12 protein-coding genes are annotated in these 13,923 nt (G+C 39.9%); 6 read left to right on the top strand and 6 right to left on the bottom strand.

What is annotated here, in order from left to right; translation table 11 throughout:
* Positions 1-89 precede the first annotated feature (89 nt).
* Positions 90-1,919, bottom strand: coding sequence for a dihydroxy-acid dehydratase (gene ilvD / locus A7A69_RS13430; protein ID WP_120371241.1), 1,830 nt, complete (start codon positions 1,917-1,919; stop codon positions 90-92).
* 402 nt (positions 1,920-2,321) lie between these two features.
* Between ilvD and fmt the strand changes: the two genes are divergently transcribed.
* Both fmt and rsmB read left to right on the top strand, forming a co-directional pair.
* On the top strand, positions 2,322-3,281 hold the full coding sequence (fmt, locus tag A7A69_RS13425) for a methionyl-tRNA formyltransferase (RefSeq protein ID WP_187349231.1): 960 nt from the start codon (positions 2,322-2,324) through the stop codon (positions 3,279-3,281).
* Positions 3,278-4,582, top strand: a complete 1,305-nt coding sequence (gene rsmB, locus A7A69_RS13420) for a 16S rRNA (cytosine(967)-C(5))-methyltransferase RsmB (RefSeq protein WP_152878076.1) — start codon at positions 3,278-3,280, stop codon at positions 4,580-4,582. The genes fmt and rsmB overlap by 4 nt, the downstream gene beginning before the upstream one ends.
* Before the next feature lie 32 nt (positions 4,583-4,614).
* Here the strand turns inward: rsmB and zupT are convergent, their stop codons facing one another.
* From zupT to A7A69_RS13400, 4 genes are all read right to left on the bottom strand, one after another.
* Positions 4,615-5,421 carry a zinc transporter ZupT gene (gene zupT / locus A7A69_RS13415; protein WP_152878073.1) on the bottom strand — a complete coding sequence of 269 codons (807 nt, stop codon included), beginning with the start codon at positions 5,419-5,421 and terminating at the stop codon, positions 4,615-4,617.
* Between the two features lie 88 nt (positions 5,422-5,509).
* Positions 5,510-5,653 carry a methionine/alanine import family NSS transporter small subunit gene (locus A7A69_RS13410; RefSeq protein WP_004986166.1) on the bottom strand — a complete coding sequence of 48 codons (144 nt, stop codon included), beginning with the start codon at positions 5,651-5,653 and terminating at the stop codon, positions 5,510-5,512.
* Positions 5,654-5,663: 10 nt separating this feature from the next.
* Positions 5,664-7,142 carry a sodium-dependent transporter gene (locus A7A69_RS13405; protein ID WP_120371237.1) on the bottom strand — a complete coding sequence of 493 codons (1,479 nt, stop codon included), beginning with the start codon at positions 7,140-7,142 and terminating at the stop codon, positions 5,664-5,666.
* 413 nt (positions 7,143-7,555) lie between these two features.
* Positions 7,556-8,413, bottom strand: coding sequence for an ATP-binding protein (locus A7A69_RS13400; RefSeq protein ID WP_421721597.1), 858 nt, complete (start codon positions 8,411-8,413; stop codon positions 7,556-7,558).
* A gap of 162 nt (positions 8,414-8,575) precedes the next feature.
* Between A7A69_RS13400 and A7A69_RS13395 the strand changes: the two genes are divergently transcribed.
* On the top strand, positions 8,576-9,358 hold the full coding sequence (locus tag A7A69_RS13395) for a helix-turn-helix domain-containing protein (protein ID WP_152878069.1): 783 nt from the start codon (positions 8,576-8,578) through the stop codon (positions 9,356-9,358).
* 16 nt (positions 9,359-9,374) lie between these two features.
* On the opposite strand, the gene A7A69_RS13390 is transcribed toward A7A69_RS13395, so the two are convergent.
* Entirely contained in the window at positions 9,375-10,823 is a 1,449-nt protein-coding gene (locus tag A7A69_RS13390; protein WP_152878067.1) for an aldehyde dehydrogenase family protein, read from the bottom strand.
* Between the two features lie 142 nt (positions 10,824-10,965).
* Between A7A69_RS13390 and A7A69_RS13385 the strand changes: the two genes are divergently transcribed.
* The 3 genes from A7A69_RS13385 to A7A69_RS13375 all read left to right on the top strand — a co-directional run bounded on the left by A7A69_RS13385 (position 10,966) and on the right by A7A69_RS13375 (position 13,781).
* A complete protein-coding gene (locus tag A7A69_RS13385) occupies positions 10,966-11,718 on the top strand; it encodes a TIGR04219 family outer membrane beta-barrel protein (RefSeq protein WP_152878065.1) in 753 nt (250 codons plus the stop codon).
* Between the two features lie 65 nt (positions 11,719-11,783).
* Positions 11,784-12,893 (top strand): zinc-binding metallopeptidase family protein, encoded by a 1,110-nt coding sequence (locus tag A7A69_RS13380; protein ID WP_152878063.1) that lies wholly within the window; start codon positions 11,784-11,786, stop codon positions 12,891-12,893.
* A gap of 342 nt (positions 12,894-13,235) precedes the next feature.
* Positions 13,236-13,781 (top strand): type 1 glutamine amidotransferase domain-containing protein, encoded by a 546-nt coding sequence (locus tag A7A69_RS13375; protein WP_152878061.1) that lies wholly within the window; start codon positions 13,236-13,238, stop codon positions 13,779-13,781.
* Positions 13,782-13,923: the final 142 nt, after the last annotated feature.

Genomic DNA, 13,923 nt, shown 5'->3' with positions numbered 1-13,923 from the left:
ATAATGCATTATACTTTAACATTGAAATGACCGTTTTCCATAAAAAAACACCCACAAAAGTGAGTGTTTTATAAACGCAGTGGGTATGCTTAAACTTCGCGTACCGCACCTCGTGCTGCACTGGTAGTATGCATCGCATAAGCTTTTAATGCTTTGGACACTTTACGTTTACGCTCTTCAACTGGATGCCAGCCTTTTTCTTCTTGCACCGTACGGCGATGTGCCATTGTTGCATCATCAACATTTAAGTGAATGGTACGGTTTGGAATATCAATTTCAATGGTATCGCCATCGTGAACCAAACCAATTGCACCACCCTCTGCAGCTTCTGGAGATACGTGACCAATTGAAAGACCAGAAGAACCACCTGAGAAACGACCATCGGTAATCAAAGCACAGTCTTTACCCAAACCTTTAGATTTAAGATAACTGGTTGGATATAGCATTTCCTGCATACCCGGACCACCACGTGGGCCTTCATAGCGAATGACCACTACGTCACCTGCTTTAATATCACCACCTAAAATTGCTTCTACGGCTGAATCCTGACTTTCAAAAACACGGGCTGTACCTGTAAATTTGAGAATGGATTCATCGACACCCGCTGTTTTGACGATACAACCATCCAAAGCGATGTTACCGTAAAGAACAGCCAAGCCACCGTCTTGAGAAAAAGCATGTTCAGCATTACGGATTACGCCTTTTTCACGGTCACCATCCAGTGTCGAATAATAACGATTTTGTGAAAATGCCACTTGAGTCGGTATACCGCCTGGTGAAGAACGATAGAACTCATAAACTTCAGGTGCTTCGGTACGAATGATGTCCCATTTATCCAGTGCATCTTTTAACGTTTTTTCATGCACACTGTTCACGGAGGTGTCTAGTAAACCCGCACGATCCAGCTCACCTAAAATTGCCATAATTCCGCCCGCGCGGTGTACATCTTCCATGTGTACATCCTGTTTTGCAGGAGCAACTTTTGATAACACAGGCACTTTACGCGACAGGTTATCGATATCATCCATCGTGAAATCGACTTCGGCTTCGTGTGCCGCTGCCAACAAATGCAGCACTGTATTGGTCGAACCGCCCATGGCAATATCTAGCGTCATCGCATTTTCAAACGCTTTTTTGGTGGCAATTGAACGTGGCAAAATACTGTAATCATCTTGTTCATAATGACGTTTTGCCAATTCAACAATCAATTGTCCCGCACGTTCAAATAGTTTTTTACGGTTTGCATGGGTCGCTACAATTGAACCATTACCCGGCAAAGACAGACCTAATGCTTCGGTTAAACAGTTCATTGAGTTCGCAGTAAACATACCTGAACATGAACCACAAGTTGGGCAAGCCGAACGTTCAAAAGCCTGTACTTCTTCGTCTGTATAGCTGTCATCCGCAGCGACAACCATTGCGTCGACCAGATCAATCGCTTTTTCATTGCCACGAATCTTGACTTTACCTGCTTCCATCGGGCCACCAGAAACAAAAACCACTGGAATGTTAAGGCGCATTGAAGCCATTAACATGCCTGGGGTGATTTTGTCACAGTTTGAAATACACACCATGGCATCGGCGCAGTGTGCATTGACCATATATTCGACAGAATCTGCAATCAAATCACGCGAAGGCAATGAATACAGCATGCCATCATGCCCCATCGCAATACCGTCATCGACCGCGATGGTGTTAAATTCTTTAGCCACACCGCCTGCCGCCTGAATTTGTTCAGCCACCAGTTGCCCCAGATCTTTAAGATGTACGTGACCCGGAACAAATTGAGTGAATGAGTTCACCACCGCAATAATCGGTTTACCAAAGTCTTCATCTTTCATTCCTGTTGCGCGCCATAAGCCACGCGCACCAGCCATATTTCTTCCGTGCGTAGATGTTTTTGAACGATAATCAGGCATTTGCGTTTCCAACAAGTTGTGCTTGAGACAAATCTAAATGGGTCTCTGGCTAAATTAGGCTATTTCAGCAGATTCTTACATCATACTACAGCTTAGTGTTTAAGCGATGAGCAAAAATGACTTTCATTTTAAGGCACATTCGATGCACGCTGCTCATCACAAAACCATAAAATTGGGGTAATAGAAAGTTCAATATAAACCGATCTGTTTAAAATTGAATACAAAACTTTCATGAATAATTTTTTAATTTTGCATTACCTTTTGTTATTAATAAAAATAATGATGCTCAAACACACCCAATATGCCATTTAAGCCATTGTAATTACGCAAATAATCACTGGATTTTAGGCTTAAACGCGGTTTTGCCTTATAATAGCGATAAGTTTTTATGGAAGTGAATGTGTGAAAGTTATTTTTGCAGGAACACCTGAATTTGCCTCTACGGCTTTGGCTGCCTTACTTCAAACAGAACATGAGATTGTTGCTGTTTACACTCAGCCAGATCGCAAAGCAGGTCGTGGTCAAAAACTCACACCTTCTCCAGTCAAGCAACTCGCGCTTGAACACAATTTAGCTGTTTATCAACCTTTACATTTTAAAGCATCGACAGAAGAAGGTCTTGCGGCTCAGCAACAACTGGCTGAGTTGGGTGCAGATGTCATGGTCGTTGCAGCTTATGGTCTGATTTTGCCACAAGCAGTTTTAGATACACCAAAGTATGGTTGCCTGAATATTCATGGTTCATTATTACCACGTTGGAGAGGTGCAGCACCTATTCAACGTGCCATTGCCGAAGGTGATACCCAGACAGGTGTTACGATTATGCAAATGGCAGCAGGTCTTGATACAGGCGATATGCTCTACAAAACCTTTTATGATATTCAAGCCACGGATACATCTGCCAGTTTATATGAAAAATTGGCAATTCAAGGCGCAGAAGCTATTTGCAAAGTGCTAGAGTCAGAACAGAGTCTACAAAGTTATTTGCATACCCGTCAGGTTCAGGATGAGAGTCAAACAGTATATGCTCACAAACTCACAAAACCTGAAGCACAAATTGACTGGGCGCTAGATGCGGTTCAGATAGACCGCAATATCCGAGCTTTTAATCCGTGGCCCGTCGCTTTTATTGTGCTTGATGAGAGCAATAACTTACGTGTCTGGAATTCCAGTATTTCTTCTTTCAGCAATGAAAATGCTCAAATAGGTGAGATTATTGCCATAGATAAAAATGGCATACATGTCGCCTGTGGTACAGGTGCAGTCTGCTTGAGTTCATTACAATGGCCAGGTGGTAAAGCTTTAAATCCTGTACAAATTCTACAAACGCAAAAACTTAATATTGGGCAAGTATTGGCATGAAACAATTTCCGCGTCCAAGTACCGAACTTAATTTACGTGCACAAGTCGTGATAACACTTTTACAGGTGCAACAAGGTCAATCTTTAGCGAGCTTATTACATCAGCAACTGAGTGAAATTCCAGAACGTGATCGCGCTTTGTTTCATGAACTGGTATTGGGAACCCTACGCCAATGGTATGCACTTAAAGCAATCACCTTACCTTTATTGACCAAACCTCTGAATAATGAAACAGTGGAAACCTGTTTGTACGTTGGGCTATATCAAGTATTGTGTACGCGTATCCCTGCACATGCTGCCATTTCAGAAACAGTCACTGCCAGTAAACAACTCGGTTTTCATGCTTTAAGCGGCATTGTGAATGCCATTTTACGTCGTGCTACGCGGGAAACCGAAGATTTTCAACAACATTTACAACAAGCGCATGGGCTTCCAAGCTGGCTGTATAAACGTTTGAAAAAAGACTGGCCGCTACAAGTCGATGATTTATGTCAGCAACTCAAACAAACAGCACCGCTCACATTAAGAATTAACCAGCGCCATATTGGGCGTGATGCTTATCTTGCTAAACTTCAGGCTGAACAAATTCAGGCACGTGCGTGTCACGTGTCAGAGGTGGGTATTGTATTAGAGCAATCTGTTCAAATTACAGCATTGCCGGGTTTTGAACAGGGCTGGTTTTCGGTACAGGATGAACATGCTCAGCTTTGTGCCACACTGTTACCCGATTTAAACGATCAAGTCGTTTTGGATGCTTGCGCCGCGCCAGGTGGTAAAACGGCACATATGCTAGAAAAATTTAAACCGCAGTCTTTGATTGCCTTAGATCAGGATTCAAAGCGTTTACTTCGGGTCACTGAAAATTTACAGCGTTTACAACTTGATCAAAGTCATGTTGAGATCATTGCTGCAGATGCAACGACGTGGTCAGCAGATCAGGCGTTAGATTGTATTGTTCTAGATGCCCCTTGTTCTGCTACAGGCGTGATCCGTCGTCATCCAGACATCCGTTTATTGCGTCAATCTAGTGATATAGCCCAAACCATCGAACTGCAAAAACAGATTTTGCAGAATTTATGGCAACAACTTAAAGTAGGCGGCACTTTGCTGTATATCACCTGTTCGATTTTAAAAGCTGAAAATGAACAGCAAATGATTACGTTTTTTGCTGAACATGCCAATGCTGAAGAAATAAAAATCGAGGCAACTTGGGGAATTGAACAAATTCATGGTCGCCAGTTACTTCCAGCCACTGGTCAGGGCGATGGCTTTTATTATTGTAAAATCAAAAAAGTCGCTTAATTGCGACTTTTTTATCACCACCCATGATGCCGTTAAACAAACTTAAATAGCACCAGACTGAGCGCCAAAGCTGCCATACCAGAAACTAAACCATACACCGTTTCATGTCCTTTGGAATAACGTTTAGCTGTAGGTAATAATTCATCCAGAGATAAATACACCATCACCCCTGCGATCAGACCAAATACAATGCCATAAACCATCGGTCCCAAAAAAGGCGCCAATACAAAATACCCTAACGCTGCTCCAAAAGGTTCTGCTAAACCAGACAATAAGCTTGCCATAATCGCAATCGATTTCTTTTGTGTGGCAATATAAACAGGAACAGCAATTGCAATACCTTCAGGAATGTTATGAATCGCAATGGCAACCGCCAGAGGCGTACCCAATGTTGGGCTGTCTAAAGTCGCAAAAAAGGTCGCCAAACCTTCGGGAAAATTATGTGCTGTAATCGCCAATAAAGTAAGTAAAGCAGTACGACGAATTTGTGCCTGATCCAGTTGCAGATTTGCGCTCTTTTCAACCATGGTATGTGGATTCGGTACAAATCGATCAAGTAATAAAACTAAAATCACACCCGCTAAAAATGCAAAAGTGGCATAAGCATATGCGACTTTATCTTGAAAAATTTCAGAAAAAGAATGCCATGATTTATTTAGAATCTCGGTCAGTGAGACATACACCATCGCCCCACCAGAAAATGCCAGACCAAAAGATAAAAGACGAAAGCTCGGTTGCTTAAAAAACAGGACAATCGCACCACCGACCAATGTTGCTAAACCCGCTAAAAAAGTGACTGCAAAAGCAATCCAGACATCTGGGCCAAACAATGACGACATTGTGATTGCTCCTCAAAAAAGAAAGCCATCATCATAAATGATAATGACTTTCATTTTCAATAAATCAATTTATTCTAATACTTAAAAATCAAAGCGTATGCTGATCTTTAACTTCATCTAGCACTTCATCTAGTTCTTCAGGATGTTTGCTTAAATGCATAATCGAAAGAACCAGACCGCCCCATACAAACACCATAGAAATGATCATCATTATAATTGCGGAAGTATTCATATATTGCCTCCTAGCGATCTTTCATTTTGCTTAATACAATAGCCACAACAGCACAGAAAATAACGCTGCCCCAGCCAAATACACCCTGTAAACTCATACTATAAGTATCATAGCCATTTTTGATCAAATTAAAAACAGTCATGCTGAGTGTTGTTAATAGAATCAAAGAAGTAATCACGGTGAGGGTAAAATCCCAACCTTTACCTAATTGAATGGTCGAAATTGCATTTACATGATCTCTTAATTGCACTAATGCAGAACGTTTAAACCATGCAACTGCAACAATCGAAATCAATGCACCACCAATAATGCCGATGTTATTGATAAAGTGATCTACAATATCCACCAGTTTAATGGCATTTACACTTGAGAATAAAAAGATTGAAACCAGTGCGCTACCACCACCAATAATCGTGACCGCTTTTTTACGCCCCCATTTAAGTTTGTCTTGCATGGCTGCAATAGGAACTTCCAAAATACTGACCATGGAAGAAATTCCCGCCACAAAAAGTGAAGAGAAAAATAAAAGACCGAACAAATCAGCCCCAGCACCTAAACTTGAAATAATTTTTGGAAAGGCAATAAATGCAAGTCCAATACCGCCACTTACAACGTCCTTAACTTCTGTACCCGCAGCATGCGCCATAAATCCTAATGCAGCAAAAATCCCGATACCTGCCAAAATTTCAGTCGAAGCATTGGCAAAGCCAACAATGAGACCCGAACCTGTAAGGTTAGTTTTAGGTTTTAAATAAGATGCGTAGGTCACCATGATCCCAAAGCCAACCGACAAAGAGAAAAAAGTATGACCATATGCAGCTAGCCAGACTTTATAGTCCATCATCGCTGCCCAATTGGGGGTGAAAAATGCATTCAGTCCTTGTACTGCGCCCGGTAAACGCAAAGCCTGAACCACCAAAATTGTGAATAAAACAAACAGTAAAGGCATAAAAATCTTATTGGAGAGTTCTACACCTTTTTTCACTCCACCATAAAGAATGATTAAGGTCGCCGCCCAAATCCCGACAATTGGCCAAAAAAGATGCCCAACAAATCGTAAGTCAAAACCCTTTGCATCTGTCGTTTGTAAATATGTTTTAAAGAAGAAGCCTTCTGGATCACTTCCCCACATTTGCCCAATGGAAAAGTAAATATAACTGCCTGCCCAAGTTAGCACGCTCGCATAATACAGCCCGATGATGATACACACACAGACCTGCCACCAACCTAGTGTTTCTCCACCACGGAACAATCTTCGATAGGCTTTAGGTGGTGAGTTTCGGGCTTTATGTCCGACTGCATAATCTAAAAATAAAAGAGGTAATCCTGCCGTAATAAGTGCTAATAAATACGGAATTAGAAATGCCCCGCCACCATTTTCATAGGCCACATAAGGGAAACGCCAAATGTTACCTAAACCAACTGCTGAACCAACGGCAGCAATAATAAAACCAGATCGTGAAGACCAGTTTTCACGGGTATCAGTCATAAATGATCATCCTTCGTCTTGATCTTGCTTGGATTAGTTATTGAACATTGCAAGATAAGTACCATTTTAAAAATTTGTTTTGGTCTGGACTTCATTTTTGCCTTTTGAGCATTTTTAATGTCCACACAGACAAAAAATTATTCCGTCTTCCTTAAAGATAGTCATGTATTTTTTGTCTTTCTAATGGTTGAACAATACCTTCTTTTTTGCTGATTTTCTCTTATTTTGCTGTAAAAAAAGCATAGTTTTGATGTTTTATGACTTATTTGTTTATTTTTTCTAAAATTTAGGATCTTTTGTGATGGGTTTAAAGATTTAATCTAACTAAACAATCCTCTTTCAAAAATAAAAAAAGAGAAAGACCTGCTTTCTCTTTTATCTCAATTGGATTTGAGATAAGTTCCACGTGGAACTTATTTTTGTCGATCGCGCTGTAATGCTTTTTGCCCACTCAGCATTTTGGCAAATTGATTGGCAATTCGACCTGAACGATTACCTTTTTGGGTTGCATACTGAATCGCTTGCTGTTTCACTTGCTCAATTTCATCATCCTGCCAGCCATATTCATGTAACCATTGTTTGACTGTATTTAAATACTCAGCTTGTGAAAAAGAGTAAAAATGGATTTGTAAGCCAAAGCGATCTGCCAAAGAAACTTTTTGTTCTATACTATCTCCAGGATGGATTTCTCCATTTTCAGTGGCAAAAAATTCCTGATTATCACGCTGATATTCCGTCACCATATGTTTACGATTAGAGGTAGCGTAAATTAGAACATTGTCTGCACTCGCCGACAATGAACCATCTAGTACTGTCTTTAAACCTGCATAGGATGTATCACCCGCTTCAAAAGCCAAGTCATCACAAAAAATAATAAATCGTTCTGGTCTGTCTGCAATCAAGTTGACGATTTTAGGCAAATCATTCAGATCTTTCTTTTCAAGCTCAATAATCCGTAATCCCTGTGCATGAAACTCATTTAAGCAGGCTTTGACGATAGAGGATTTTCCCGTTCCACGTGCACCTGTGAGCAAGACGTTATTAGCAAAATAACCTTTAACAAAAGCCTCAGTATTGTCTTTAACTTTACTAAGTTGTTGGTCAACATTACACAATGCATTAAATGAACTCAGTTGTGGATGTCGAGTCGCAATCAGTTGTCCCGTATGACGCATATCATCGGTTTTCTCCCAACGAAAGGCGATGGCTTGCTCAAACAGGCGATGATCTACCGTTGCTTGCAGGCTATATTGATTAAGCGCCTCTGCAATACTTTGTAAACGATCATTGAGTTGCTGTACCGTTTGAATCAACTCGACAGTTAACTGTTCCAAAGCCACACTCCTATCATGCTATCGCGATATTGTAAGACTATTTAATGTGAAAGTATTTCGATAAAATCTCAAGAATTGTCGCCAAAATATCAGTTCAATATGCAGTCTGATCCTAATTATTTCGAATATTTTGAGATAGCACAAAGTCCACTTTATTGCTTATCTGCACTCTATCCACAGCATCATTATTTTACTTGGCATCAACATGTGCGAGCACAGCTTTTATATGCGGTACAAGGCAGCATGTTGGTCGAAACGCATCAAGGAAAGTGGATTGTTCCTGCCCTACATGGTGTATGGCTAGCACCCAATACACCCCATGCGATTACTATGCTAAATGATGTGCATATGCGCTCAATCTTTATTGCCCCTGAACTCAATATTCAGTTCGAATTAGCTATTTGCGTCATCAAAATTTCAGCTTTGTTGCGTGAATTAATTCATGCCAGTAGTGAAATTCATGACCCCTATTTACCCAATACTCGTGAAGAAAGAATCAATCAATTGTTATTAGATGAGCTACAACAGATGCCTGTTTTACCCTTTTTTCTGCCGTGGCCAACTGAAAAAAATCTACAGCATTTATGTCAGGAAATTTTGCAAACGCCTCAACATCATTTGACTATCGATACAATTAGTCGGCAACTCAATATGAGTAAAATTACCTTTCAACGGCACTTTCAAAAACAAACAGGTCTTAGCTTTGGGCGTTGGCGTCAACAGGCCAGATTATTACTGGCACTTGAACGGCTGAGTCAGGGAGAAAAAATCTTGAGTATTGCCCTAGATCTGGGGTTTTCCAGTCAGAGTGCTTTTAGCGCCAGCTTTAGGCAATACTTTGGAATTACACCGAGTGCTTGTTTTCACACACACCCAGCCTAAACTATGATGAAACAGCTTAACTCTGTTTAATCACCAATAATCGTTCTTCCTGCATATCACGGATTGCTGAATGAATCCCTTCACGTCCAAGACCTGAATCTTTGACTCCACCATAAGGCATATTATCGACACGGAAAGTCGGAATATCATTAATAATGACGCCGCCGACATGCAAATGCTGCCATGCATACATCATTTTATTTAAATTTTGAGTGTATATTCCTGCCTGTAAACCAAAACGACTGGTATTAATTTTAGCGATACCCTGCTCAAAATTTTTGTATTTTTCCAAAATGGCGATAGGCCCAAAAGCTTCATCTTTATAAATTTCAAGTTTTTCATCGACATTTTCTATGAGTGTCGCTTCAAACATCACTCCATCCAAAACTCCACCTGCAAGTATTTTTGCTCCTTTTTTCTCTGCTTTATCGAGCCATTTTTTTAATCGAACTGCTTCTTTTTCCTTAATCATTGGCCCCACGATAGTGGTTGTCAGATCTGGATCTCCAGCTTTGAGTTTTTTGACTTTAGCCACTAATTTTTTCTTTAGCTCAGTATAGAGATCAGCATGTACCAAAATGCGTTGTACACTAATACATACTTGTCCAGATTGACCGTAAGCTCCAGCAATCAGTCTGTCTATCAACGCCTCTGTGATCTCTGTATCTGATTCAATCATCACTGCTGCATTGCCACCTAACTCTAGCGTGACCTTTTTACGCCCTGCGCGGGCTTTCATATCCCAACCGACCTGATCTGACCCTGTAAAACTCAGCATCTTGAAACGATCGTCAGTGACCAAGATATCCGCTGCATTCCGTTCACATGGTAAAATTGACCATGCGCCTTTTGGTAAATCAGTTTCAGCCAATATCTCAGCAATTTTTATCGCACTTATTGGTGTGAGACTGGCAGGTTTTAAAACAAATGGACATCCTGCTGCAATAGCGGGTGCAATTTTATGTGCCGTTAAGTTCAACGGAAAATTAAATGGGCTAATAAGCGAAATAGCGCCAATCGGTACATGACGCACCATACCCTCATAAGCTGCTGCAACTGGAGTCACAGCTAAGGGTAACAAACGACCACTCTCCATTTGAGTGGTTGCGTCCGCAGCCAACTGAAATGTATTAATCAAACGCTCAACTTCCGCCGCTGCTGCATTGCGGGGCTTTCCGCCTTCTGCAATCAAGATTTCAGTTAATACAGCTCTTTCTTCAGTAAAGCGTTTTACGCAATGCAACAAAATTTTTTGTTTTTGATACGGCTTCAGGGCTGCCATCTCGGCTTCTGCTTTTACCGCTGCTACGGTCGCCTTTTCGATGGTTTTCGCATCCGCTAATGCAACTCGTGCATACACTTCACCATGAAACTTATGATGAACTTCCAACCATTGATCTGTTTTCACAGGTTTCCCTGCCACATAAAGTGGGTATTCTGGTGGAGTTGAGATTTTCGTCGGCATAATTACTCCTTATTTAAAATTAGTCACTGTATTTCAATGTTTATTCTTATATCATGCGCTGATTATGCTGATTAATCGGCTGTGATTAAGTAACAAACATTCAAAATAAATTTTTGGATAATTTCAAGGAAAGATTTTCAAGATGAAAATACTTCAAACTACATTATGTATCATGGGCTTAGCAATAAGCGGTATGGCTCAGGCCGATTTTATCGGTGTTAAAGGTAGCGCTGATTACTGGTTTTATGATGGACACATTCAAGTCCAGCCACAATCTTCTTCTCTGTCAAATAATACTGGCACAGATAACCTAATCATCGATCCCTCTATGGGGCTTTATCGTCAAAATGATCTAGATCGTGATGGATCGGTGCAATTTTCGTTAGCATTCGAACATCCAATTCCGTTATTACCCAATGCCAAACTTCGCTATGTGAATTTAAATGCCCAAACCGAATCCCATATTGCAGGTCAGGCAACCTATGATATCGATCTGGATGATACAGATTTTATTTTGTATTACGAGGTATTAGATAACATTATTAATCTTGATATAGGTGTAGGTGCAACTCATCTCAATGGAGATATAAACAACTATCTTGATCAACAAATTAGTATTAATAAAACTTATCCAATTCTTTATTTAAATGCAGAAGCCAAGCTGCCTTTGACGGGACTCAGTGGCTTAGCTGAAGTCACTTATACCAATATCGATGATACTAAAATCAGTGATGCACGTGCTGAAGCAAAATATAAGTTTATCGATAATTTATTCATCGATGTAGGCGCTAAAGTTGGTTATCGTCTACTCAAGATTGACTTTGATGACTATAAAAATAATGATCTTAAATTTGAGTTTAAAGGCCCATATGTTGGTCTGGAAGCACATTTTTAATCTTTTCTTTACTTGAAATGCTCTTAAAATAAAGGAGCATTTCACTACCTAGACTGCAACTGCCCATGAAAGTTTTTTATTGCCATAACTGCCAGCATCAAGTTTTTTTCAACAATACCTATTGTGAAAACTGTAATGCACTTCTGGGCTATCAAGTCGCTAAAAAAACCATTGGAACTTTTGAACAGATTAATTCCTTGCAGTGGAAAAGCCTCAATCCTAAAGACAACAATCACCTTTATAAACCTTGTTATAACTATACCCATCATCAAGTATGTAATTGGATGATTCCATTTGATGATGAAAACATTTACTGTGAATCTTGTCGACTAACGCATACGATTCCAGATCTTTCAGAACCTAAAAATATCCTCTATTGGCAACGTTTAGAACAAGCCAAACGCCGATTCTTATATTTAACCCAGCAACTTAATATTTTTCCGCGCCCAAAAAAATCCGATGAAGATCGTTACGGATTACGTTTTAATTTCCTTATGCCAATGCCCGATCAGCCCGTCATGACTGGACATCAATCGGGTACCATTACCCTCAATGCGAGTGAGGCGGATGTGGTTCATCGTGAAAAAACACGTCTTGATATGCAGGAAAATTATCGGACTGTATTAGGCCATTTTCGTCATGAAAGTGGACATTACTACTTTGATATCATGACTCATCTTTATCCAGAATGGTTAGACGAATTTCGTTTTTATTTTGGTGATGAACGCGCCGATTATGCACAATCATTAAAAGAGTATTATCAAAAGGGGTCAGACGAACACTGGCAAGATTTATACATCAGCCGCTATGCAGGTGCACATCCTTGGGAAGACTGGGCCGAGACTTGGGCACATTATTTACACATGATGGATACCTTAGATACCGCTTATCATACGGGTATGAATATTGAGGCTAATCACCACATTGACCCAGACATGCACTTTAAAGAATCTCCCATCGGATCGGTAGATTTTGAACATACCCTGACCAATTGGTTTGCCCTGAGTTATGCCTTAAATGGGTTAAATCGTAGTATGGGCTTACAAGATGCCTATCCATTTACGCTATCCAATGCTGTTCTCGACAAACTCCGATTTATTCACCGTACTCTGATGAAAGTCGCTTTAAAGCCGGAAACTCGCGTATCCAATGAAAGTGACTCAAATATCATGTAAGCAATTACCTACATAGAATGCCGATTTTTACGAATATGAGCATTATTTTAACTACGCTATAGTTAAGTCATACAGGAACAGGATGTTTCTTTTCAAATAACAATAAAGATCACAGGATGTGAGCAGGTTGACAGGAGTTAACTTCACTATATAAATTTGAAAAAGCCCCAACAGGATGTTGGGGCTTTTTTACGCTGGTTATTTTTCTTTAAAGTAATTTTCATGTAAATAAATTCTACATAGTAATGTGATCTCAACAGATCAGGTATCAAACTACAACAGGACAAACCCTTAGAATTGACTAGGCTAAATCCTATATTTAAATAAATAGGATTTAATCTCATGACAAGCAAAGCATTATTTATTACATCCAATGCAGGTATTGAACATGATGAACTTATAAAGCCTTTGGAATTTCTACAATCGAAAGGAATTGAAGCTATTCATGCCGCTATCGAACAAAGTGAAGTACAAACTGTAAAAGATGATAAAAAGCTTGGTCCAGCATACACACCACTGACCAGTTTGGATAAAGTAGATCCCGCTGATTACGATATTTTAGTGATCCCTGGTGGTACGGTAAATGCAGATCAATTACGCCTTGATGACAATGCTAAACAAATTATTCAATACTTTACAGATCACGCAAAACCTATTGCAGCCATTTGTCATGCTCCATGGGTACTGATTAATGCAGAACGAATTAAAGATAAAAATTTAACGTCCTATAAAAGTATCCGTTTAGACCTTGAAAATGCAGGTGCAAACTGGGTTGATGAAACAGTGCACCGTTGTAACACAGGAGGTTGGGTATTAATTACTTCACGTAATCCAGATGATATAGCATCTTTTAATGAGGCAATTCTTAAGGAACTTGAAGTGAATTAATTACATCAGTTCGATAAAATTAAACGCATTGGAATGTGATCTGTAACTGTCTGAACCCAGACTAATTTTTCAAATTTTTTATCACTCAGAATTTTACGCCAGTTTGTATGGGTCATTAGTATTTTCACTCACACCGAGCATA

Origin of the sequence: Acinetobacter guerrae (assembly GCF_009372255.1) — a bacterium.
Classification (GTDB): Bacteria; Pseudomonadota; Gammaproteobacteria; order Pseudomonadales; family Moraxellaceae; genus Acinetobacter; species Acinetobacter guerrae.
The sequence above is the reverse complement of the archived record's forward strand: the minus strand, read 5'-3'. Positions and strand labels throughout refer to the sequence as shown.